Genomic DNA, 22,550 nt, shown 5'->3' with positions numbered 1-22,550 from the left:
GCACAGGGGGGGCGTAGCCGTGCCGAAACTGGTAGAATGAGCGCCATGCCGCTGTCTGCGATCCTGCCCCTGCTTCAGCTGGCCGCCGTGGCGGAAGCGCCGCCGGTGCCGGTCGTGCAGAGCGCGCCGCAAGTTGCGTGCGCTGCCCCGGAAGCAATTGGTGATGTGTCGCTCGACGGGGTGCCGGACGATCCGGCGCAGGCAAAGGCAGCCGCGCCGCAAACCTACATCCTGCCCGAAACCGGCTTTGCATTCGTCATTCCCGGCACGGAGGAAGACGCCGCCGCCGATCCGGTATTGCCTCCGTGTGAGCCGGTTGTGCCCATGCCGGTCCGCCCGCGCGATCCGGCCATCTTCGGCTTTTACGCCCTGCCGGTTACCAGCCAGCGCATTGCCGCGCGCTGGCAGGAAGGGCGGCTGCTGGAACTGGCCGAAAACGACGCTCTTGCAGCCTCGCTTTCGTGGGGATTGAACCGTCCGGGCACAAACCCGCTGGAACTGGTCAACAGCCGCGTGAACAGCGAATTCCGCCAGACCGACGACGTGGCCGGCGACAGCTGGGCCAGCGCGACCGAAACGCTGGTGAAGGGGGCGGGCGACTGCGAGGATCTGGCGATCCTGAAGCTCGCCCTGCTGGCCCGCGCCGGGCTGGCGATGGACGACCTGTTCCTCGTCATCGTGCGCGACACGGCGCGGAAGATCGACCACGCCGTTGCCGCCGTGCGCTACGAAAACCGGCTATGGGTGCTCGACAACCGGATAGACCGGCTGCAACCGGCAGAACGGGTGATGGATTATGTGCCGCTGCAAAGCTTCTCCGGCCCGTGGGCATGGACTTACGGCTACAAGGGCGGAACCAGCGCAGGGCGCACCGTGCGCGCGGCCTATCGGCAGGCGGGGCGGTAAGGGCGACTTTCGGTGTTTCGGGCGGCTTGCGGGGATGGCGGGAATGGGGTGGGAAGCGGCCATTCGCGGGATCGTATGATCGAGGTCCGCTAGGTTTAGAAGCAGACCCGTGCCGGACAGATCAGGCAGGAAAATGAATTCCGCACAGTTTGTTGCCGTCAGGATCACGAAAATAAGCCAATTCGATGGTGCCCATGCAGGCAGTTTCGCGCGGTCCGGGCGGGGCTTCGATCGAGGTTCCGCCAGCGGCTACGGCGGTATCGTGAAGCTGCTTCACCTGCTCGGGCGAGTCGCAGGAAAAGGCGACGGTGCTGCCGTTGGCGACGCTTGCCGGTTCGTCGTTGATTGGCTGGCTGACGATGAAGTTGGTTCCGCTGCCGTTATTGTAGATCAGACGTGTATGGCCGCTGTCGGCGATATTCCGCGTCCCTTCCCCTGCACCCAAGATGCCGAGCACCGTGTCGTAGAAACGCTTGGATCGTTCAATGTCGTTCGATCCGACCATGGTGTGAAAAAGCACGCATACTCTCCTGAAGGCTGATCAACTTCCGATCGCCATTAGCGGTCTCACCTATCAGGCACGTAGCTCGCAGTCACCCCGGCTCTCGAAATGCGGGCGATTGGGTCGTTAGCCGTCAGACAACTTCTGGCTGTATCTTTCGGAAAGATGCCATGCCCCTGCAGGACAGCCCCATGCCCTCAGGCCGCGACTGCTTCCGCCTCTAGCGCGCCTGTCAGCGCGGCGACGAACTGGTCGGTTGCCGCTTCCCAGCTATATTCCGCGCCGTAGCGGGCGCAGTCTTCGCGGCGGCATTGGAGGGCGCGGGCGATGGCGGCGCCGAGATCGTCGTCCACCGCGCCGATCGGGAACAGCTGTTCGTCCAAACCGCCGCATCCTGCGGGGCCGATGGCGTTACGCCGGGAAATGGCCATCTACGAACAATCTTGCAGCGTCAGGGCTTGCGGGAAATCCGTCCTGCCAAGGTGCGCAACACGGAAAAGAAGACTGCGCGTTCCTGATCCGGAATGCCATCCATCAAGCCGGCAATCATTTGTTCTTCAACCAGACAGGCCGCTTCCAGCCGCTCCAGCCCCTTGCCGGTTATCGTCAACCCGGTGCGGTTACGCCCCGGTAACGGTTCGCGCGACACCAGGCCTGCTTCTGCCAGTTGGACGGACGTCGCCATGGACGACGCGCGATTGACGCACAGCTTCCTTCCCAACGCCGCCTGTGAAATGCCCGGATGCTGTTCGATGATGGCAAGCGCCGTGACCCAGCTTGGCCGCAGGCCCAGCGGCACCAGCCGGTCACGATAGGCGCTGTAAAAGGCCGCCCCGCCAAACGACAGCCAGACACCCGGCCGGTCACGAAAGCGCGCGATCCCGTCGGCATCGGGCACATAAGTCGAAATATCTGGCGATCCCTTGCTCACACGATGGCGCTAGCAAATTTTGAGTGTATGGCATACATACGCTCAAAATTCGGGAGACCCTGTCGATGTTCCTGCGCAATTGTTGGTACGTTTTTGGATGGTCGCGCGATGTCGTGGCGGGCGGGAAGCCTGTCGGTCGGGTCATCATCGGGCAGCCGATCGCGGTCTGGCGCAGCGATGCCGACGGCCGGTTGCACGCGGCAGAAGATCGCTGCCCCCACCGCCACGCCCCGCTTTCGGCCGGGCAAGTCGAAGGTGAGGCGATCCGCTGCCTTTACCACGGCATGAAATTCGGCACGGACGGCCGGTGCCTGCACGTGCCATTGCTGGAAACCGCCCCCGACATATCCATCCGCATTTATCCGGTGGTGGAAAAGGACAGCTGGATCTGGATCTGGACAGGCGATGCCGACAAGGCGGATGAAAGCCTGATCCCGGACGCCTTCGGGCTGGATAACCCGGATGAACCGATGCAGGCGAACAGCATCGAATACGATGCCAACTACCAGCTGATCCACGACAACCTGTGCGATCTGTCGCACGTCGATTTCGTGCATGAAAGCACGCTGCGGCTGGCGTCCGGTGCCTGGTGGGCGCAAAGCAAGCCGCGCATCACGACGCGCGACCGCGCGATCCGGTTCGAACGCTGGTTCGTCAACGCGGACCTGCCCGGCGGGCAGTCCGGTGAGAAGGTGGATACATGGATCGCCTATGATTTCGTCGTGCCGGGTATCTTCATCATGCGCGGCGCGCGATATCCGGAAGGGACCGCGGCGCGATGCGGGATGCAGGAACCGGTTGGCATCGAACCGCATACCCGCAATATCGAGCAGCAGGCGGTTACCCCGATCGACGAGGCGCGTACCGCATACCATTTCGCGACAGGGTTGATCGGCAACACGCCGGAACTGACGCAAAAACTTGCACAGCGTATGGGCGTGGTGATCGCCGCGTTCGCCGAAGACCGGACCATGATAGAGGCGCAGCAGCGCATCTGGAACAGGACCGATCCTTCGGTTGAGAAATATTTCCTGCCGCAGGACAAGGGTCCGCATCTGATGCGCAAGCTGATGGAACGGCTGGTCCGCGAAGAGCGGGAGGCTGCAAGTCAGGGCGCGTGAACGCCAAAGCCGGCGTTCCTGCTCTCCACCATTAGCGCACGGGCAGCGGGTGGGCCGGCTTCAGGCCGCGACCGGATCCACTTCCAGTGCGCCTGCCAGCGCTTCGGACAGTGCGGCGACGAACTGGTCGGTTGCCGCTTCCCAGCTATATTCCGCGCCATAGCGGGCGCAGTCTTCGCGGCGGCACTGGAGGGCGCGGGCGATGGCGGTGTCGAGATCCTCGTCCACCGCGCCGATCGGGAACAGCTGTTCGTTCATGCCGCCGCGCCCTGCGGGGCCGACGACGTCGATCGGGCCCTGCACCGGAAAGCCCGCGACCGGCACGCCGCAGGCCAGTGCCTCCACCATGACAAGGCCGAAGGTGTCGCTGCGGCTGGGGAAGACGAAGCAGTCCGCCGCGGCATAGGCGCTGGCGAGCGCGGTGCCGGTCAGGCGGCCCATGAAATGCGCATCGGGATAACGGGCCTTCAGCGCGGCGAGCGCGGGGCCGTCGCCCACCACGACCTTGCTGCCGGAATGCTGGCAACGCAGGAAATCGTCGAGGCCTTTTTCCGGCGCGACGCGCCCGACGTAGAGCAGGACCGGACCCGGCAGATTGGCGATGGCCGGATCGGCATCGACGTTCGGGTGGAACAGTCCCGCGTCGATCCCGCGCGACCACGGCATGACCGGCGCGATACCGCGCCCGACCAGTTCCTTACGCAGGCTGGGCGTTGCCGCCAGCACGGCGCGGCTGGGTGCGTGGAAACACTGCATCATCGGCCAGAACCGTTCCGGCGACAGGCCGGTGCGCACCGCGACGTAATCGGGAAAGCGGGTGTGGAACGCGGTGGTGAAGGGCACGCCGTGCTTCAGGCACCAGCGGCGGGTGGCCCAGCCGATCGGCCCTTCGGTGGCGATGTGGACGATATCCGGCGAAAACGCCGCCAGCCTGCGGGCGGCGCCGCGCCAAGGGGCCAGCGCCAACCGAATTTCGTTATAGAACGGCATCGGCAGGTTGGCGAACAGGTCCGGCGTGATCGTCATCACCTCGTGCCCGCGCGCGGCAAGGCGGGAGATCGTTTCGTCCAGCGTGCGAACGACACCGTTTACTTGCGGCTTCCACGCATCGGTGGCGATGGCGATGCGGGCAGGAAAGGTCGTACCGGCAAGTGGCATCAGGCAGGAACCTCGGCGGGAACGGGGGCGGCTTCGAACGGCTTTTTCGCGGCGCGGGCGCGAACTTCGGCGGCCCAGTCGAGGATTTCGAAATGCCCGCTGGCATCTTCCACCAGCGCGGTGCAGCTTTCCACCCAGTCGCCGTCATTCATGTATTCGATCTGGCCGATCTTGCGGATTTCGGCGCAGTGGATGTGGCCGCAGACCACGCCGTCCACCCCGCGTTCGCGCGCGGCGTGGGCAACCGCTTCCTCGAAATCGCAGACGAACTGGACGACGTTCTTCACGCGGTGCTTCAGGTATGCCGAAAGCGACCAGTAGGGCAGCTTCATCGCCTTGCGCGCTTTGTTGAACCAGACGTTGGCCTGCAGCAGCATGCCGTATGCCTGATCGCCCAGAAATGCGAGCCAGCGGTGATAGAGCACGACCCCGTCGAAGGCATCGCCGTGGGTGACGAGCAGCCGGCGGCCGTCGGCGGTTACGTGGATCGCCTCGAACGCGATCTCGATCCCGCCGAAGTGCATGCCGGCGTAAGATCGCAGCATCTCGTCATGGTTGCCGGCCACCAGGATGACGTGCGTGCCGCGGTGGGCCATCTTCAGGATGCGGCGCACGACTTCGCTGTGTGCGTCGGGCCAGTACCAGCCCTTTTTCAGCCGCCAGCCATCGACGATGTCGCCGACGAGGTAGAGCGTTTCGCATTCCACCGAATGCAGGAAATCGAGCAGGAGTTCGGCGTTGCACCCCTTCGTGCCGAGGTGGACGTCGGAAATGAACACGGTGCGGAACTTGCGTTTCGGCACGAAGCCGCGCGGGCCGCCGGTGTCGGGAAGGTCCAGCCATTCGGGCGCGCGACCGGGAAGCGAGAAGGCGGCTGCCTCCTTGCCGAGGTGGGTGAAGACACTGCTTTCAATCCGATCGACCTTCATCGCGCTGGCCCCCATCATTGGCTTCGACGGGGCCTTTGTCTCATGCGCAGGTTGCGGTTGTGCGTCGTTGTGACGGGCCGGTTACAGCCGCGTGAATGACTTTGTGGATAAGCGGGGCAAAGCCTGTGCGCGGGTGCGGGAGAAGCTGTGGGAGAATGTGCCGCGCGGGGCTGACTGGCGCGGCGCGGACGGATAGGACATAGAGCGAACATGCTGACGCAACTGGCCATCCGCAACATCGTGCTGATCGAGGCGCTGGACCTGTCCTTCGCGCGCGGCCTTGGCGTGCTGACCGGCGAGACGGGGGCGGGCAAGTCGATCCTGCTGGATGCGCTGGGGCTGGTGCTGGGCAACCGGGCGGACAGCGGGCTGGTTCGTGCGGGCGAAGACAAGGCCAGCGTTACCGCCACGTTCGAATTCGCGCCGATGCCCGACGGACTGGCCGAAGTGCTGGACGACGCGGGCGTGGAAGTGGAACCGGGCGAGGCGCTGGTTCTGGGCCGACAGGTCAAGGCTGATGGCGGGTCGAAGGCCTTCGTCAACGGGCAGCCGGTGGGCGTGGCGACGCTGCGGGCGCTGGCCCCCTTCCTTGTGGAACTGCACGGGCAGCATGACGATCGCGGGCTGGTGAACGCGCGCGGGCACCGCGCCCTGCTTACCCGTTACGCGCAGGCGGACGAGGCTGCCGTGGCAGAGGCCTGGCGGCGCTGGCAGGCGGCGGAAAGCGATCTGGCGGCGGCACACGCGGCGGCGGACAACGCGGCGGCGGAGCAGGAGCTGGCTGCGGCGCATCTGGCCGAACTGGAACGGCTTGCCCCGCAGGAGGGTGAGGAGGAAGACCTCGCCGGACAGCGCGCAGACATGCAGAAGGGCGAGCGTCTGTCGGAGGATCTGTCATCCCTGCAGCACTTGTTCGCAGGGTCGGATTCCGCACTGGCGCAATTGCGCGCCGCCGCCCGCCGGCTGGACCGGATCGCGCCGGAGCACGAGGCGCTGGCCGAAGCGCTGGCCGCGCTGGACCGCTGCCTGATCGAAGGGGGAGAGGCGGAGGCTGCGGTTGACCGCGCGCTCGATGCCCTGAGCTTCGATCCTGCGCGGCTGGACGCGGTGGAAACACGGCTGTTCGATCTGCGGGCGGAAGCGAGGAAGCACGGCTGCGCGGTGGACGAACTGCCCGCCAAGATGCGCGAGTTGCGCGAAACGCTGGACGCGATCGAGGGCGGGGAGGCGCGGATCAAGGCGCTTTCCGCCGCCGCGTTCGAAAAGGGCGCCCATTACCGCGCATTGGCCGAAACGCTGTCGGCGCAGCGGGTGGAAGCGGCGAAGCGGCTGGACGCGGCAGTGGCAGCGGAACTCGCGCCGCTGAAGCTGGATGCGGCGAAGTTCAAGACTCTTGTCACCCGCACGGCGGAGGATCGCTGGGGCCCGCACGGGATGGACGCGGTGGAATTCCTGATCTCCACCAATCCCGGCGCGCCCTTTGCGCCGCTGGCCAAGATCGCTTCGGGGGGCGAACTGTCGCGCTTCATCCTCTCGCTGAAAGTTGCCTTGGCCGAAGAGGGCGGGGCGGCCGTCATCATCTTCGACGAGATCGACCGCGGCGTCGGCGGCGCGGTGGCCAGTGCCATCGGGGAACGGCTGGCGCGGCTGGCCTCTGGCGGCCAGCTTCTTGCCGTGACGCACAGCCCGCAAGTCGCGGCGCGCGGCAATATCCACTTCATGATCGCCAAGTCGAGCGAGGGCACGGTGACGCGCACTTCCGTCGGCCAGCTGGATGCGGGTGGACGGCAGGAAGAGATCGCGCGGATGCTGTCCGGCGCGGAAATCACGCCGGAGGCACGCGCGCAGGCAGAGCGGTTGCTCGAAGCCTGAACATATCGGGCAACGCCCCCGCCAACGGCAGGGCCGCCGCCCGTTTCGCCGCGATCAGACCGTGTCCATCACGCCCATCAGCACGAAAGCCACGAGCAGGATCGCCATGCCGGCGATCACGAGGATCCAGCGCAAGTTGTAGTCGGGTTGGTGTTCCCGAAACCATTGGGGCAGGTGCATGACGCTCTCCTTTCCCTTGCCCGTACGCGCCCCGCACGCGCGGAGTCGCTTGAACAGGTGCGATTATACGCCTTTTTGGTGCGGTTTCCCAGCGATGCGGCGGGGTGGGGTAGCGCAGAGCTAGCGGCCTGCGACTGTCTTACGTGTCATGCCGCCACCCGTTCCTCCGGCATCGAGATGTAGATCAGGCTCGCCATCGCGATCGTGCCGAAGAAGAACGAGCCGTAGAACGGGCCTTCGCCCAGCGGCATCTGCCACAGCTGGTATCCGGCGACCGCAACGCCCTGAAACAGGCCCCACCAGTTCAGCACCGCGCAGCCCGCGCCGATCTTTGCCCATTTCTTCGCGGCGAGGAACGTGGCCGCATCGGCATCGCGCGCGGCGAAGATCTTCCATGCCCCGTAAAGGCCGAGCAGGCCCGCCGCCATTTCCAGCGCGAAGACCACGACCATCGCCACGACGATCAGGATGGCGGGCGGGACGGGCAGCAGCGTGACTGGATAGGCCGCCTGGTCCACGTGGCTGGTCGTGTAGACGAAGAATTCATAGGCCGGGCCCACATTGGCGATGTTGTGCAATACATACAGCAGCGCCATCAGCCCCGAGACGGCGCTTGCCATCGCTTTCAGGATCCGGTCGGTCATGCGTGCAGTCCCCCAGTTGCTTCGGCCAGTGGTTTCGGCCCGCTGTTTCGACAGGGCAATTCGGCCCTGTATTTCTGCGCCCCGGCGGTTAGATAACATGGAAATACAGGGCAGGGAAAACGCGTGACCGAAGCATTGGAAGACCTTGGCAGCATGAGCGAGGCTGAGGCCGCGAACCAGTTGATGCGGCTGGCGCGGCAGATCCGCCATCACAACAAGCTGTACCACGCAGAAGACGCGCCGGAGATTTCCGACGCCGATTACGACGCGCTTGTCCGCCGCAATGCCGCGATAGAGGCAGCCTTTCCGCACCTGATCCGCGATGACAGCCCGTCGAAGGCCGTGGGGCACGAGGTTGCCGCGTCGCCGCTGGCGAAGGTTCGCCACGAGGTTCGGATGATGAGCCTCGACAATGCATTTTCGGACGAGGAAGTGCGCGATTTCGTCGCCCGCGTGCGCCGTTTCCTGTCGCTGCCCGAAGACGAGCCGATGGCCTTTACGGCAGAGGACAAGATCGACGGATTGTCCTGTTCGCTGCGCTACGAACAGGGCAGGCTGGTCCGCGCCGCGACGCGCGGTGACGGGCAGGTGGGAGAGGATGTGACCGCCAACGTCGCCCACATCGCCGACATACCCCAGCAGCTGCACGGCAACGTGCCCGACATTTTCGAGATCCGGGGCGAGGTGTTCATGGCGAAGGCCGACTTCCTCGCGCTCAACGCCGCGCAGGAGGAAGCGGGCGGCAAGCTGTTCGCCAACCCGCGCAATGCCGCCGCCGGATCGCTGCGGCAAAAGGACGCTAGCGTGACGGCCAAACGTCCCTTGCGCTTCTATGCCCACGGCTGGGGCGCGGCGAGCGATTTGCCGGGCGCGACCCAGTTCGGCGTGATGCAGGCCATCGGCAATTGGGGCGTGCCGATTTCGGCGGCGCTGTTCCGCTGCCGTTCGGTGGACGAGATGCTGGAGCATTATCGCCAGATCGGCGCGATGCGGGCGGACATGCGCTATGACATCGACGGCGTCGTCTACAAGGTGGACCGGCTGGACTGGCAGCAGCGGCTGGGCTTCGTGGCGAAGGCTCCGCGCTGGGCGCTGGCGCACAAGTTCCCTGCCGAACAGGCCCAAACTACGCTGGAGGCGATCGACATACAGGTCGGTCGCACCGGCAAGCTGACGCCGGTGGGGCGTTTGACGCCGGTGACGGTGGGCGGTGTCGTCGTGTCCAACGTGACGCTGCACAACCGCGACGAGATCGCGCGGCTGGGCGTGCGGGTGGGCGACCGCGTGGTGATCCAGCGCGCGGGCGACGTCATCCCGCAAGTGGTGGAGAACCTGTCGCGCGACGAGGAACGCGACGCCTACCTGTTCCCCGACCATTGCCCGATCTGCGACAGCGAGGCGGTGGCAGAAGAGGGCGAGGTCGACGTGCGTTGCACCGGCGGCCTGATCTGTCCGGCCCAGCGGACAGAGCGGCTGAAGCACTTCGTCAGCCGCGGCGCGCTGGATATCGAGGGGCTGGGCGAGAAGACCATCGACGAGTTCTTTGCCTTGGGCTGGCTGGAAAGCCCCGCCGATATCTTCCGGCTGAAGGCGCGGCGGGACGAGATCCTGAAGCTGGAGGGGTGGAAGGAAAAGTCGGTCGACAACGTGATCGCCGCAATCGATGCCAAGCGGGAACCCGATGCGGCGCGGCTGTTGTTCGGCCTTGGCATCCGGCATGTCGGCGCGGTGACGGCGCGGGATCTGATGAAATCGTTCGTGACACTGCCCGCCCTGCGCGACGTGGCCGAACGCGCGCGCAACGGCGCGGGCGAAGTGGCAAGCGAGGCCGTGTCCGACCTTACCAGCATCGACGGTGTCGGCCCCGTGGTGGTGGAAGCGCTGGGCGACTTCTTCCACGAGGATCACAACAAGGCGGTGTGGGACGACCTGCTCTCGGTCGTCTCTCCGCCCGACTACGTGGTCGAAACGAAGGACAGCGCGGTCGCGGGCAAGACGGTGGTCTTCACCGGCAAGCTGGAAACGATGAGCCGCGACGAGGCCAAGGCACAGGCCGAGCGGCTGGGCGCGAAGGCGGCGGGCACGGTGAGTGCCAAGACCGACCTTGTCGTCGCCGGACCGGGTGCGGGATCGAAGCTGAAAAAGGCCGCGGAACTGGGCATCGAGGTGATCGATGAAGCGGCGTGGGCGGAGATCGTCGCCGCAGCCGGATAGGTTTTTCACGAAGCAAGCGGATTAAACCGGCGGGGCCATTCGTCTGTCCGGGGTGAACTTTTACCCCAGGACAGGAATTTCCATGACGTTTGTACCCCGTTCCGCCGCGCTAGTTCTGGCGCTGGCCGTTCCCCATGCCGTGAATGCCGAGCCCGTTGTGCAGGTCGGCGTGGGCGCCGACTATTCCAGCGGCGACTATGGCGCAGAGGACAAGACCGAACAGCTTTCCGTGCCGGTTTCAGTGCAGGTCCAGTCGGGGCGGGCGTGGGTTCGCGCCTCTGTGCCGTACCTCAATGTCAGCGGCCCGACGGGCGTCGTCGTCGGTGGCGGCAACGGGTCCGTGGGCGGCGCGACGGGCGGTGTGGTTGGCGGCGGCGGCCTGATCGGCGGCCTGCTGGGCAGCGACACAGGCAGCACGCCAAGCAGCGCCGAGACATACGAGATCGTCAACTATTCGCGCAGCGGCATCGGTGATGTCGACCTGTCTGCCGGTTATTCCGTGCCGCTGGGCCGGCGCAGCTGGCTGGGCGCGGCAGGCGCGGTGAAGTTGCCGACCGCGTCGGAAGAGAAATTCCTTGGCACCGGCACCACCGACTATACCGCCGCAGCCGAACTGGGCCACGATTTCGGCGGCTTCACCCTCTCTGCCAATGGCGGGCGGCGCTTCAACGGCAGAAACGAACGATACGCCTTGCGCGATACCTGGCAGGCGGGCGGCGCGGTGCGGGCGCGCGCGTCGGACAATCTCACGCTCGGCTTGGGCTATAGCTGGCGCGAGGCGGCGCTGGCGGGTTTTGCCGAACGCAGCGAGGCGAGCGCATCGGCCAGCTATCGCCTGAACGGCGGGCTGACGCTGCAGGGTTACGGCTACACCGGCTTTACCGAAAGCAGCCCCGACATTGGCGGCGGGGTCCAGTTGCTCTATCGACTGGGCGGTTGAAACTGCCCGAAGGATGATTGCCTTGCCGATCGAGATCGTTCCGCTGGCGCCGGAACGCGCCGACCTGTTCATGGAACTGTTCGACGGGGAAGGTTTTGCCGACAATCCCGGATGGTCCGGCTGTTACTGCCGCTGCTACCACTTCGACGACGCCGGCGGGGAGTGGGACGAGAGTGCGGGAACGGCCAACCGTGCGGCGTCTTGCAGCCTGATCGCGGATGGCACGATGCGCGGCTGGCTGGCGCTAGATGACGGTCGGCCCGTCGGCTGGATCAGCGCCGCGCGCAAGAACAGCTACATCGCCTTTCGCGATGCAGACACGCCGGGGATGAGCGGCGACGATGTCGGTATGGTCACCTGCTTCCTCGTCGCGCCAAGCGCGCGGGGGCAGGGCGTGGCGCGCAAGTTGCTGGATGCGGCGCTGGCCGGTTTTCGGGCGGAAGGGCTTTCATGGGCCGAGGCGAAGCCGGCGAAGAACCCCGACAGTGCCGCGCGCAACTATCACGGCCCGCTGAAGCTATACCTCGACAACGGGTTCGGGATCGTGGGCGAGTTCAGCGAGCGGCAACACCTCGTACGGCTGGCGCTCTGACGATCAGTCGGCGACGGCGCCCGGCACCGGTGGCTTGCCGGTGCGTTCGTCGATGACGCCCACCTCATCCTCGGTCACCTCGTCCTGCGGCACGGCTTCGGGCGCGCCCATCGTCTGTTCGCCGTCCAGCGCGCGCGGGTCGTGTTCGCTGCCGCAGATCGGGCTCATCCTGTCGCCGTGGCGATTGGCCGCGCGGCGCACCGTCACCGCGGCAATGCGCGACTGTTCGATCGATGCGGCGGTGTTGTTGAAACTGGGCGAGATGACCTGCGGCAGGACGCAGCCTTCGCGGTTGGCATAATCGACCGCGGCGTCGCGCTGGTCGTTTCGATCCGGCGCGCGTGCGATGGCGGGGGAACAGGCCGCGATGGCCGCGAGTGTCAGGATCATCTTGCGCATAGGCATGGTTTGTAGCCCTGCGCTAGTGAACCGGCATTGAATGCAGTTCCGGCGGCGGCGAATGCGGTTCCGGCGGCGGCACCCATTTCATCACGCCGCCGGGAAACGGTGTCCACGCGCCCGTCTCTATCCCCGCCATGCGCAAAGTCTGGCCGGTCCATTCGTTGCAGGTCTTGTAGACGGTGTAAGTGCCGCGCGCGTCATAAAATACGTCCTGATCGGTATAGCCGGGATATACGGCGCGGGTTCCCGTCCGTTCCGGCAAGTCGCGCAGCAGCGCGCGGACAAGGCGGCGGTATTGCGCGCGGCTGATCCGCATCGGCCTGAAATTCGCGGAAGGTGCGGGGCGGACCCAATGCTCGACATGGTAGAGCGCGTCGCCGCCCACGCTTATGACGCGCAGCACCGTCAGTGGCGAGAGATCGCCCCATGTCGGCGTGTCGAGGAATACCGCCCGCTCGCCCCAGCTGATCGCGACATGGGTATAGGGGCGAAACGGGTTCGCCGTGTCCGATGGCGGGAATACGCGGGTCCAGTCCATATCCGCGCTGCGCAGCGGAACGGCGATGGTGGTGTGCACGCCGTTGGTGCCGACGATGATGTCCACGCAGCACTTTTCGATAGGCGGCGTGGTCAACACGCGGTTGACCGGAAACGACGATCCGATCCAACCGGCAAGGAAATAGCACCCCACCGCCAGCGCCAGCCAGCCAAGCACGGCGCGGACAGCGTTCAGCGCGCGTTTCGTCTGCGCAGCCACAGGATCGACCAGTCGCCGTTCGTCATCCGGCGCGCCAGCCGGAAACCGGCCTTGAAACAGGCGCGGCGCACCCCCTCTTCCTGCGTCGTCAGCAGGCCTGCCAACAGCAGGTGCCCACCCGGCAGCACGGCGCGTCCGAAATCGGGCGCGAGTTCGACCAGCGGCCCGGCAAGGATATTCGCGATCAGCAGGTCGTAAGGCGCGCGCGCGGCGATCAGCGGACTGTCCGTGCCCGCCGCCACCGTCATCACCAGCCGCCCCGGCCCTTCGCCCAGCGGCACGCCGTTGGTGGCCGCGTTATCCTCCACCACGCCCACGCAGACCGCGTCGATGTCGCTGGCAAGGCCATGCGCCATCGACCACAAGTCGCGCGCGGCAAAGGCCAGCAAGCCGGTGCCCGTGCCGATATCGGCGTAGTTGCGCACATTGACGCCCGCCGCCTTCATCTCGGTCAGCATGGCAAGGCAGCCGGCGGTCGTCTCGTGCTGCCCGGTGCCGAAGGCCTGGCTGGCGGGAACCGTGAAATCGGTCACGCCCTGCTCTTCCACTGCGGGAAAATCGGGGGTGTGGACATGGAACCGCCCTGCGCGGATCGGCGCGACATCGGCCTGCGACAGGCTGACCCAGTCGGCATCGGGCAGTTTTTCGGCCTTCAGGTCCGGCGCGTTGTTCGCAAACAGCGCGGCCAGCGCGGCGTGGTCGGCCTTCGTCGGGCGGCGCGGGTAGTATGCTTCCAGAACCCAGTCGTCGGGCCTGTCCTCGGCAATCTCGCTGCCGGTCAGCACGACCTCATAATCCCAATCCAGCGCATCCTCGTGCGCGAGGAGGGCGGACTGCACCTGTTCCTTCGATCCGTGGGCGACGATTTTCCAGCTCACTGTCCGGCTTCCTTGGCAAGGCGTGCGTCAAGCGTGCGTTCCAGCTTTTCGGCATAGGCGCGACAGGCTCCGCTGTCGACGAGGGTGCCTTCGACAATCCGCTGGCGCATCCCGCTTGCGCTGGGGTGCGGGGTCAGCAGGATGTCGCAGTCCAGCGCGCGGACCGCATCGATGCTTTGCCGGAACGTGGCGACAAGATCGGGATGGTCGGTAAACCGGTAATCGTCGCGCGATACGGGGCTGAGGCTGTCGGCATAGACGATCGTGCGGCAATCATCGCCGTCGCAGGCACGCCACTGCCAGCTTGCCGCGCCCAGCGTGTGGCCGGGCGTCGGCACCATCGTCAGTTCGATGTTGCCCAGCGTGACGGGCTGGCCGGGTGCGACCGTTTCCACAGTTGCGACCGGGCTCATTGCGGGATGAATGCCATATTGCGGATCGTCCTTGCCGACATTGCCGGCCTTCAGCACTTGCGCGGCGATATCGTTCGCCATCACCCGCGCCCTTGTCCGTTCGGCCGTGCGCGCCACGCCGCCGGCATGATCGTGATGTTCGTGACTGATCAGCAGGACGCGAATATCGCCGGGCGCAAAGCCCAGCTGCGCGACATTGGCCAGAACCGCATCGGCGCCCACATCCGATCCGGTGTCGATCAGGACATGGCCCTCATCTCCAGCAATCAGGATGGCCGAAATGCCGCAGGTGCCGACGTAATATGTATTGGCGTGCACGTGAAAGGGCGGGCCGGGCTTGTCCCACTCGTCCCAATCCGCGCAGGCTTCGGCATATGGCGCTGCGGGGGCGAGCGCCGGAATCGCGGTCTGCCCCGCATTTTCCGGTCCGGCCGCGACGCATCCGCCGCTTGCCAAAAGGGCGCTTGCAGCGAACGCGAAACTGGCCTGTCTGAATTCCATCCGGCGCGATTAGGGCGCGCTCCGGCATGCGGCAAGACCGCTTGCGACGGACCGAGCATCCGTCCGGCATCGCCGGAACCGGCCCAACTTGTGCAATTCCCCTCTTGCCTAGCAGGCCGGTGCCTGCCATTCGCGCCCGCAACAAGCGATAAATGACAGGTCTCCGCGCGGGGATTCTGTGCGCATCGCAACGCAGGACACGGGGACACGACACATGGCGAAGGCAGCGAACAGGCCACTTTCTCCGCATCTCTCGATCTGGAAATGGGGTCCGGCAATGGCCGCCTCCATCCTTCACCGCGTTTCGGGCAACGGCCTTGCGGTGGCAGGTCTGCTGGTGCTGCTCTGGTTCCTTGGCGCGTTGGCATCCGGGCCGGAAGCCTATGTGGACTTCGCCCGCCACGCCGACAGCTGGTACGGCATGGTCGTGCTGGTCGGCATCTCGTGGTCCTTCTTCAATCACCTTTCCAGCGGCATCCGGCACCTCGTGCTGGATACCGGCGCCGGGTTCGAGGTCGATTCGAACAATTCCTGGTCGATTATCTCGATCGTCGTCGGCGTTCTGCTGACAGCGGCCTTCTGGGCCGTGATCCTGCTGGTCTGAGGAGCGGATAGATGGGTAACGGAACTCGCATCGGACAGGTTCGCGGCCTCGGCTCGGCCAAGCACGGTGCGCATCACTGGCTGGTCCAGCGCTTTACCGCGATCGGCAACCTCGTCCTTGTTCTGTGGTTCGTGTTCAGCCTCGCGATGCTGCCGGACTATACTTATGCCACCGTCCACAGCTGGCTGGCCGCGCCGTTTGCCGCCACCGCGATGGTGCTGCTGGTGATCTCCACCTTCTGGCACGCGCGCCTTGGCATGCAGGTCATGATCGAGGATTACGTCCACGGCGCCAACCGGTTCGCGGCCATCGTGCTGCTGAACCTCGTCTTCGTCGCCGCCGGTGTCTTCGGCGTCGTCTCCATCATCCGCATCGCGCTGGGAGCCTGATCACATGGCCGACGCAAGCACACAGCCTGCCTACAAGATCATCGACCACACTTACGACACCGTCGTCGTGGGTGCCGGCGGTTCGGGCCTTCGCGCCACGATGGGCAGCGCCGAAGCGGGCCTGAAAACGGCCTGCATCACCAAGGTATTCCCCACGCGTTCGCACACCGTTGCGGCGCAGGGCGGCATCGCCGCATCGCTGGGCAACAACACGCCCGACCACTGGACGTGGCACATGTACGACACCGTGAAGGGGTCTGACTGGCTGGGCGACCAGGACGCGATCGAATACATGGTCCGCGAAGCGCCGCAGGCCGTGATCGAGCTGGAGCATGCGGGCGTTCCGTTTTCGCGCAACCCCGAAGGCACGATCTACCAGCGCCCGTTCGGCGGCCACATGCAGAACATGGGCGACGGCCCGCCGGTTCAGCGCACTTGCGCCGCGGCCGACCGTACCGGCCACGCCATGCTGCACGCGCTGTACCAGCAATCGCTGAAGTACGACGCAGACTTCTATATCGAGTACTTCGCCATCGACCTCATCATGGTCAATGGCGAGTGCAAGGGCGTCATCGCCATGTGCATGGACGATGGCTCCATCCACCGCTTCCGCGCCCACGCGGTCGTGCTGGCAACCGGCGGCTACGGCCGTTGCTACTATACCGCGACTTCGGCCCACACCTGCACCGGCGACGGTGGCGGCATGGTGCTGCGCGCCGGCCTGCCGCTGCAGGACATGGAATTCGTGCAGTTCCACCCCACCGGCATCTACGGCGCGGGCGTGCTGATCACCGAAGGTGCGCGCGGCGAAGGCGGCTACCTCACCAACAGTGAGGGCGAGCGCTTCATGGAGCGTTACGCGCCTTCCGCGAAGGACCTTGCATCACGCGACGTCGTTTCGCGTTCGATGGCGATGGAAATCCGCGAAGGCCGCGGCGTCGGCGCGGATTCGGACCACATCTTCCTGCACCTCGATCACATCGATCCCAAGGTGCTGGCCGAACGGCTTCCGGGCATTACCGAAAGCGGCAAGATCTTTGCCGGCGTCGACCTGACGAAGCAGCCGCTGCCGGTGGTGCCGACCGTTCACTACAACATGGGCGGCATCCCCTGTAACTATCACGGCCAGGTCGTCACGATCGGTGCCGATGGCGATCCGGAAACGGTTGTCCCCGGCCTCTACGCCGTTGGCGAAGCGGCCTGCGTCTCGGTCCACGGCGCGAACCGCCTTGGCTCCAACTCGCTGATCGACCTTGTCGTGTTCGGCCGCGCCACCGGCCACCACCTCAAGGACAACATCAAGCCGAATTCGGCGCACGACAACCTGCCCAAGGACAGCGCGGACTTCGCCCTGTCGCGGCTCGACCATTTCCGCAACGCCAGCGGCGGTTCGCCCACGGCTGCGGTGCGTGACGAGATGCAGCGCACGATGTCGGCCCACGCCGCCGTGTTCCGCACCGACGAATCGATGGCCGAAGGCAAGGAAAAGCTGACGAACGTCTACAAGCGGATGGAGGACATCTCGGTTGCCGACAAGTCGCTGATCTGGAACAGCGACCTGATCGAGACGCTGGAGCTGGACAACCTGATCAGCCAGGCGACCGTCACCATGCATTCGGCCTTCAACCGCAAGGAAAGCCGCGGCGCCCACGCGCACGAGGATTTCCCCGACCGCAACGATGCGGAATGGATGAAGCACACCGCCAGCTGGTTCGACGGCTGGGGCGGCAAGGGCGGCGCGGTCAAGCTCGACTACCGTCCGGTGCACGAATACACGCTGACCGACGATGTCGAGTACATCAAGCCTAAGAAGCGCGTTTACTAAGGGCTTGCGGGGCACGGCGCTGGCGTGAAGCGCGTCGTTGCCCTGTTCTCCTGCCTGCTGGCCGGTTGCGCCGCTGCTGGCGCGACCGAGCCGCCCGCAGCGCTCGGCCTCGACCCGTTCTACCGGCAGTACCTTGACGCTGCCGGCATTCCGGTCGTCGCATCGGAAAAGCCGCCTGCCGAAGCGCTGGAACGCGCGCGCACCATTGTCGAAGGCATGCTGGCCTTTCGCCCGGACTTGCGCGACGCGCTGATCGCACAAGGCTACCGCGTTGCCGTTATCGCGGAAGAGGAAGCTCTGCTCGACCTGCCAGAGCATCGCGACTGGCACAAACCCGCACGCGACGATCCGCGCCTGACCCGCTGCGAGATCAAGCATTACGAAGAGCGGATCGGCCGCCTTTCCGATCGCGAGTACTGGGACCAGCGCGCCCGTGCCATATCCGGCCCGACGACCACCGCTGCGGCAGAGGACCTGCTCGGCCTGCCGTCATCGCGCTGGTATGGCGAGACGATCTTCGTGCACGAGTTTGCCCACAACGTCCTGCTGGTGGCAAAAGATGCCGATCCGGCCCTCTACGCGGCGGTGGAGCGGGCCTATGCCAACGCGCTGAAAACCGGATTGTGGCGCGACGAATATACCGTCACCACGCTCGACGAATACTGGGCAGAGGGGACGCAGTTCTGGTTCAACTCCAACCGGCTGCAGGTGTTCGACGGGCAGCGCATCCTGTCTGACGAGGATCTGCGGGCTTACGATCCGGCGCTGCACGCGGCGCTTGCCCGCGCCTATGGCAATGTCCATCGGCTCGATGCCGATCCGTTCTACCTGTCGGATGCGCGGCTTCCCGTCGGCCCGATCCCGCAGAACACGGCAGAAGTCTGCTGACAGCACGGGTGTTATTGTCGGTTTAACCGGCGCGAACTAGTCTGTGCTGCAAACCGGTTATGTGGGGAACGGGACATGGCGCACGAAGTCCGGCCGGACGGGTCGTTGCGGTTTCGCATGGGGGAACAGCCGCTTTATCAGGTGATCGTCGTGATCCTGGTCGCGTTTGGCATCGGGGTCATGTTTCTCTATGCGCTGACGACCGAACAGGGCACCGAAATCGTGATCCGCAAGTTCGCCACCGGCTATCACCTGCCGGTCTGGGGCTGGCGAATCCTGTTCGCCATCGGCGCAGCGATCGGTATCGGCGCGGGCAGTTTCATCCTGCTGGGCCTGCTGCGCGGCAACCACCCGTTCGTGCGGGTCGAGGACAGGCGCATCGTCGTCGGCGGATTTGCGATGATCGCGGACAAGGCCATGCGCTGGGACGAAGTGGCAGAGATCAAGCGGTTCCGTATCATGGGTGACGATGCGATGACGCTGAAGTCGAAGTCAGGCAAGAAGCTGCAGGTTTCCGCCCATACCTTCAAGGACAAGCGCGATTTCGCGATTTTGGCCAATCAGTGCGCGGTGCGCGTGCGCCGGGCGAGGGAAGGCATCGAACCCGGCCCGCGGCCCGGTTAACGCCGGTAACGCAGGCGAGACCGGTCCAGTTCGTCGATGCGCTCCACGCCCATCAGGTTCATGCCGCGTTCGATCTCGTTCTTCATCAGGGTGAGCGCGCGTTCCACCCCGGCCTGCCCGGCGGCGGCCAGCGCATAGAGGTAGAGCCGACCGCCAGATGCCGCGCTTGCCCCTTCGCACAGGGCTTTCAATACGTGGGTGCCGCGCCGGATGCCGCCGTCGCAGATCACCTCGATCTCTCCGCCTACGGCGTCGACGATTTCGGCGATCTGGTCGAAAGGCGCGCGGCTGCCGTCAAGCTGCCGTCCGCCGTGGTTCGATATCCAGATCGCGTCGGCCCCGATCTCCACCGCGCGGCGCGCGTCGGCGGCGCTCATCACCCCCTTCAGCGCGAACGTGCCGCCCCAGTCCTGCCGGATGCGCGCCGCCGTGTCCCAGTCCATCGCCCCGTCGAGCATGGTGTTGAAGTATTCGGCGATAGACACGGACTTGCCCGTCCCTTCAACGACATGGGTGTCGAGGTTGGGCAGGGCGAACTTTTCGCGCAGCACATAGTCCAGCCCCCAGCGCGGGCGGGTGGCATAGCTGAGCAGGGACGAAGCGGTGAAGCGCGGCGGCGTTGTGAAACCCGAACGCTGGCACCGTTCCCGATTACCCGAAACGCTGGTGTCCACCGTCAGCGCGATGGCATCGAATTTCGCGGCCTTGCACCGCTCTATCATGCTGGCATTCAGCCCCTTGTCCTTGTGGACGTAGAGCTGGAACAGCTTGGGCGTGGAGACGAGGGCGGCGATCTCCTCGATCGAAACGGTGGCAAGGCTGGAAATGCCGAACCACAGCCCGAACTTTTCCGCCGCGCGGGCGACGGCGCGTTCGCCCTGGTAATGGAACACGCGCTGCAGCGCGGTGGGTGAGAGGACGAGCGGCAGCGCGCTCTTGCGCCCCATGATCGTGCAGGACGGATCGACTGTGCCGACCCCGGACAGCACGTTCGGCACCAGGTCGACATCGTCGAATGCGGAAGTATTGCGCGCCTTCGTGATCTCGTCGTCTGCCGCGCCGTCGATATAATCGAACACCGGCCACGGCAGGCGGCGCTTCGCCAGAAGGCGCATGTCCGCGATGTTGTGACAATCGGTCAGCCGCATGATGGCGCGCAGTCTGCGCCACGACGCCGGTCGGCACAAGTTGGTCGTTCGTCGATTGCCGCCACCGCTGTGTTTACAGATGTAGTCATATCGTTTACGTCTGTAATCGTTAGTCGCGCAAAAACCGGAAACCCCATGGACAAGCCCGCCGCACCCGAACGCATTTCCGACGCCGAGCAGGCGGTGATGGAGGCATTGTGGACCCGATCGCCGCTGACCGCCGCCGAAGTCGCGGATGCCGTGGGGGCAGATCGGGGGTGGAGCCTTGCCACGGTAAAGACCCTGCTTTCGCGCCTTACCGCCAAGAATGCCATTGTGGCACAGCCTGACGGACGGCGGTTTCTCTATTCGCCGCTGATCGCGCGGGCCGACTTCGTGGGTCAGGAATCGCGCCGCCTGCTCGACCGGCTGTTCGGCGGGCGCGCGGCATCGCTGGTTGCCCATCTGGCCGAGGCCGAGGAACTGACCGAGCGCGACCTGAACGAGATCGAGACCCTGTTGAAGGAGCTGCGGAAATGACCGGGGACTGGTTCGCTGTCGTATCCGGCTGGGCGGTCGATACCGCGCTATATACCGGCGCGCTGATCGCGGCGGTGCTGGTGCTGCGCAGGCCGGTGGCGCGGGTGTTCGGCGCGCGCACGGCCTATGCGCTGTGGCTGCTGCCGCTCATGCGTTTCGTGCTGCCGCCGATCGTGTTGCCGGCGTGGATGCGGCCTGCGGAAGTTTCCGGTTCCGCCCTGACGGTCGATCCGGCGTCGCTGCCGGTGGTGGCGGACACTTCCGTGGCAGAGCCGCTTGTTACCTTCGCGATGGTGATGAACGCGGCCATCGCGGTCTGGCTGGTCGGCGCGGTGCTGTTCCTTGGCTGGCGCATCGCCTGTTATCGCGCGATGACGCGGCACCTGACGGACGGTGCATGGCCGGTGGGGGATGCCGGTTCGATCCGGCTGGTCGAGACCCCGGCCGTTTCCGCACCGGTAGCGTTCGGTGTGCGCCGCCGCGTGATCGCGCTCCCGCCGGGCTTCATGGCGAGCGAGGACGTGGCCGCCCGCGACTTCGCCATTGCGCACGAGATTGCGCACCACCGCGGGCAGGACCTGATTGCCAACCTTGCCGCCCAGCCGCTGCTGGCGCTGCACTGGTTCAACCCGTTGGCGTGGATCGGCTGGCGAGCGATGCGGCGCGATCAGGAAGCGGCCTGTGATGCCCGCGTCATGGCTGGCCGTACCAGCGAAGACCGTGCCCGTTATGGCGAAGTCATCGCCGCGTGCAGCCGCGAGCAAAGCACAGCGCCCCGTCTCATGCTGGCCGCGCCCATGGCCGGTTTCCGCGAAATCGGACCGGTGTTGGGCGAAAAGGCCATTGTCCACCGCTTGAGGAGCCTTGGCATGAATACCACCACCCGCCGCCACCGCACCGGCCTGCTGCTTGTCGGCACCGCAGGCCTTGCCGCGCTATCCGCCACGGCCAGCGTGTCTTATGCAGAGGCCGAGCCCTCTGCTGTCGGCACTACGGATGTGCCTGCCTCCAGCGTAGCCGAAGCGGCAGACGCGGCGAAGATTCACATGATCGTGAAGGATGGAGAGGGCGGCGATTTCGAATGGCATTCCGACGGCGAGGAACTCCCGCCCGAGGAACAGGCCAGGATCGAAGCGGAACTGAAGCGCGCCGAGGCTGAAATCGAACGCGCGGGCGCAGAGATCGAGCGTGCGCATGCGGAGCACGAGCGCGCGATGGAAAAAGTGGAGAGAGTCCACAAGATGAAGGTCCTTGCCCTGACCGACGTGCCGGAAGTCGAGGAAAAGGTCTCCGCCGACGGCAAGGTCCGCACCGTCCGCATCTTCCGCCACGCCGAAGGTGGCGAGCGGGCGATGGTGCGCGAAATGGTGATCGACGAAGGCCGGATCGAGCGGGACGCGATTCAGGGCGCGATACGCGGCATCGAAAAGGCGCGCGCGGCGCTGGCGGGCGACGCAAGCCTGTCTGCCGTAGTGCGCAGCGAAGTGCTGGCCGAACTCGATGGCGAGCTGGAAGAATTGCGCGCCGAACTGGCCGGAAACTGAACCCGCCGCGCATCGATTAACTCTCCATTCATCGCTGTATTTGCACGGTTCGGCGCAGCGATCATCTGG

Annotated in this window: 25 protein-coding genes; 13 read left to right on the top strand and 12 right to left on the bottom strand. The window is 65.6% G+C overall.

The window, feature by feature from the left end; translation table 11 throughout:
• Window positions 1-36: 36 nt before the first annotated feature.
• Window positions 37-906, top strand: a complete 870-nt coding sequence (locus tag A7A77_RS03925; protein ID WP_082835881.1) for a transglutaminase-like cysteine peptidase — start codon at window positions 37-39, stop codon at window positions 904-906.
• 121 nt (window positions 907-1,027) lie between these two features.
• On the opposite strand, the gene A7A77_RS03920 is transcribed toward A7A77_RS03925, so the two are convergent.
• The 3 genes from A7A77_RS03920 to A7A77_RS03910 form a co-directional block, all read right to left on the bottom strand.
• Complete coding sequence (locus A7A77_RS03920) at window positions 1,028-1,426, bottom strand: VOC family protein (protein ID WP_066553925.1); 399 nt, start codon at window positions 1,424-1,426, stop codon at window positions 1,028-1,030.
• 179 nt (window positions 1,427-1,605) lie between these two features.
• Complete coding sequence (locus A7A77_RS03915; RefSeq protein ID WP_066553923.1) at window positions 1,606-1,839, bottom strand: hypothetical protein; 234 nt, start codon at window positions 1,837-1,839, stop codon at window positions 1,606-1,608.
• 20 nt (window positions 1,840-1,859) lie between these two features.
• Window positions 1,860-2,306 carry a MarR family winged helix-turn-helix transcriptional regulator gene (locus tag A7A77_RS03910; protein ID WP_172799828.1) on the bottom strand — a complete coding sequence of 149 codons (447 nt, stop codon included), beginning with the start codon at window positions 2,304-2,306 and terminating at the stop codon, window positions 1,860-1,862.
• Window positions 2,307-2,404: 98 nt separating this feature from the next.
• Here A7A77_RS03910 and A7A77_RS03905 point away from each other — a divergent pair, with 98 nt between their 5' ends.
• A complete protein-coding gene (locus tag A7A77_RS03905; protein ID WP_066553917.1) occupies window positions 2,405-3,460 on the top strand; it encodes an aromatic ring-hydroxylating oxygenase subunit alpha in 1,056 nt (351 codons plus the stop codon).
• 60 nt (window positions 3,461-3,520) lie between these two features.
• Here A7A77_RS03905 and A7A77_RS03900 read toward each other — a convergent pair whose 3' ends face one another.
• Complete coding sequence (locus A7A77_RS03900; protein WP_066553913.1) at window positions 3,521-4,618, bottom strand: glycosyltransferase family 4 protein; 1,098 nt, start codon at window positions 4,616-4,618, stop codon at window positions 3,521-3,523.
• Window positions 4,618-5,565, bottom strand: coding sequence for a UDP-2,3-diacylglucosamine diphosphatase (locus A7A77_RS03895; RefSeq protein WP_245638385.1), 948 nt, complete (start codon window positions 5,563-5,565; stop codon window positions 4,618-4,620). Before A7A77_RS03895 ends, A7A77_RS03900 begins: the two co-directional genes overlap by 1 nt.
• A gap of 192 nt (window positions 5,566-5,757) precedes the next feature.
• On the opposite strand from A7A77_RS03895, the gene recN reads away from it, so the two are divergent.
• Window positions 5,758-7,419, top strand: coding sequence for a DNA repair protein RecN (gene recN / locus A7A77_RS03890; RefSeq protein ID WP_066553911.1), 1,662 nt, complete (start codon window positions 5,758-5,760; stop codon window positions 7,417-7,419).
• Between the two features lie 54 nt (window positions 7,420-7,473).
• Here recN and A7A77_RS18445 read toward each other — a convergent pair whose 3' ends face one another.
• The gene (locus tag A7A77_RS18445) at window positions 7,474-7,599 is read right to left on the bottom strand and encodes a hypothetical protein (RefSeq protein ID WP_281179977.1); all 126 of its coding nucleotides are present in this window, start codon (window positions 7,597-7,599) and stop codon (window positions 7,474-7,476) included.
• A 146-nt stretch (window positions 7,600-7,745) separates the two neighbouring features.
• On the bottom strand, window positions 7,746-8,243 hold the full coding sequence (locus tag A7A77_RS03885) for a DUF2165 family protein (RefSeq protein WP_066553908.1): 498 nt from the start codon (window positions 8,241-8,243) through the stop codon (window positions 7,746-7,748).
• Window positions 8,244-8,396: 153 nt separating this feature from the next.
• Between A7A77_RS03885 and ligA the strand changes: the two genes are divergently transcribed.
• The 3 genes from ligA (at window position 8,397) to A7A77_RS03870 (ending at window position 11,989) form a co-directional block, all read left to right on the top strand.
• Window positions 8,397-10,457: an NAD-dependent DNA ligase LigA gene (ligA, locus tag A7A77_RS03880; RefSeq protein ID WP_066554452.1), complete on the top strand. Its 2,061-nt coding sequence runs from the start codon at window positions 8,397-8,399 to the stop codon at window positions 10,455-10,457.
• A gap of 82 nt (window positions 10,458-10,539) precedes the next feature.
• On the top strand, window positions 10,540-11,397 hold the full coding sequence (locus A7A77_RS03875) for a transporter family protein (protein ID WP_066553903.1): 858 nt from the start codon (window positions 10,540-10,542) through the stop codon (window positions 11,395-11,397).
• Between the two features lie 22 nt (window positions 11,398-11,419).
• The gene (locus A7A77_RS03870; protein ID WP_172799827.1) at window positions 11,420-11,989 is read left to right on the top strand and encodes a GNAT family N-acetyltransferase; all 570 of its coding nucleotides are present in this window, start codon (window positions 11,420-11,422) and stop codon (window positions 11,987-11,989) included.
• Between the two features lie 3 nt (window positions 11,990-11,992).
• On the opposite strand, the gene A7A77_RS03865 is transcribed toward A7A77_RS03870, so the two are convergent.
• The 4 genes from A7A77_RS03865 to bla are packed head-to-tail and all read right to left on the bottom strand — an operon-like array spanning window position 11,993 to window position 14,940.
• Window positions 11,993-12,394: a hypothetical protein gene (locus tag A7A77_RS03865; protein WP_156500388.1), complete on the bottom strand. Its 402-nt coding sequence runs from the start codon at window positions 12,392-12,394 to the stop codon at window positions 11,993-11,995.
• A gap of 16 nt (window positions 12,395-12,410) precedes the next feature.
• Window positions 12,411-13,148, bottom strand: coding sequence for a DUF2459 domain-containing protein (locus tag A7A77_RS03860; protein ID WP_245638384.1), 738 nt, complete (start codon window positions 13,146-13,148; stop codon window positions 12,411-12,413).
• Window positions 13,121-14,026, bottom strand: coding sequence for a 50S ribosomal protein L11 methyltransferase (locus tag A7A77_RS03855; protein WP_066553896.1), 906 nt, complete (start codon window positions 14,024-14,026; stop codon window positions 13,121-13,123). The genes A7A77_RS03860 and A7A77_RS03855 overlap by 28 nt, the downstream gene beginning before the upstream one ends.
• Window positions 14,023-14,940 carry a subclass B3 metallo-beta-lactamase gene (gene bla, locus A7A77_RS03850; RefSeq protein ID WP_066553893.1) on the bottom strand — a complete coding sequence of 306 codons (918 nt, stop codon included), beginning with the start codon at window positions 14,938-14,940 and terminating at the stop codon, window positions 14,023-14,025. The genes A7A77_RS03855 and bla overlap by 4 nt, the downstream gene beginning before the upstream one ends.
• Window positions 14,941-15,154: 214 nt before the next feature.
• Between bla and sdhC the strand changes: the two genes are divergently transcribed.
• The 5 genes from sdhC to A7A77_RS03825 all read left to right on the top strand — a co-directional run bounded on the left by sdhC (window position 15,155) and on the right by A7A77_RS03825 (window position 19,270).
• Window positions 15,155-15,544 (top strand): succinate dehydrogenase, cytochrome b556 subunit, encoded by a 390-nt coding sequence (gene sdhC, locus A7A77_RS03845; RefSeq protein WP_066553890.1) that lies wholly within the window; start codon window positions 15,155-15,157, stop codon window positions 15,542-15,544.
• Between the two features lie 11 nt (window positions 15,545-15,555).
• Complete coding sequence (gene sdhD, locus A7A77_RS03840; RefSeq protein ID WP_066553886.1) at window positions 15,556-15,933, top strand: succinate dehydrogenase, hydrophobic membrane anchor protein; 378 nt, start codon at window positions 15,556-15,558, stop codon at window positions 15,931-15,933.
• Window positions 15,934-15,937: 4 nt separating this feature from the next.
• Window positions 15,938-17,758 (top strand): succinate dehydrogenase flavoprotein subunit, encoded by a 1,821-nt coding sequence (sdhA, locus tag A7A77_RS03835; RefSeq protein ID WP_066553883.1) that lies wholly within the window; start codon window positions 15,938-15,940, stop codon window positions 17,756-17,758.
• 24 nt (window positions 17,759-17,782) lie between these two features.
• Entirely contained in the window at window positions 17,783-18,646 is an 864-nt protein-coding gene (locus A7A77_RS03830) for a glycoside hydrolase (protein WP_245638383.1), read from the top strand.
• A gap of 75 nt (window positions 18,647-18,721) precedes the next feature.
• The gene (locus tag A7A77_RS03825; RefSeq protein ID WP_156500386.1) at window positions 18,722-19,270 is read left to right on the top strand and encodes a hypothetical protein; all 549 of its coding nucleotides are present in this window, start codon (window positions 18,722-18,724) and stop codon (window positions 19,268-19,270) included.
• Here the strand turns inward: A7A77_RS03825 and A7A77_RS03820 are convergent.
• Window positions 19,267-20,418 (bottom strand): alpha-hydroxy acid oxidase, encoded by a 1,152-nt coding sequence (locus tag A7A77_RS03820; protein ID WP_066553871.1) that lies wholly within the window; start codon window positions 20,416-20,418, stop codon window positions 19,267-19,269. The two genes, A7A77_RS03825 and A7A77_RS03820, sit on opposite strands and share 4 nt — an antisense overlap.
• Window positions 20,419-20,553: 135 nt before the next feature.
• On the opposite strand from A7A77_RS03820, the gene A7A77_RS03815 reads away from it, so the two are divergent.
• Both A7A77_RS03815 and A7A77_RS03810 read left to right on the top strand, forming a co-directional pair.
• On the top strand, window positions 20,554-20,937 hold the full coding sequence (locus A7A77_RS03815) for a BlaI/MecI/CopY family transcriptional regulator (protein WP_066553869.1): 384 nt from the start codon (window positions 20,554-20,556) through the stop codon (window positions 20,935-20,937).
• A complete protein-coding gene (locus A7A77_RS03810) occupies window positions 20,934-22,481 on the top strand; it encodes a M56 family metallopeptidase (protein WP_066553866.1) in 1,548 nt (515 codons plus the stop codon). The genes A7A77_RS03815 and A7A77_RS03810 overlap by 4 nt, the downstream gene beginning before the upstream one ends.
• Window positions 22,482-22,550: the final 69 nt, after the last annotated feature.

It is taken from the genome of Croceicoccus bisphenolivorans (assembly GCF_001634625.1).
Taxonomy (GTDB): domain Bacteria; phylum Pseudomonadota; class Alphaproteobacteria; order Sphingomonadales; family Sphingomonadaceae; genus Croceicoccus; species Croceicoccus bisphenolivorans.
The sequence above is the reverse complement of the archived record's forward strand: the minus strand, read 5'-3'. Positions and strand labels throughout refer to the sequence as shown.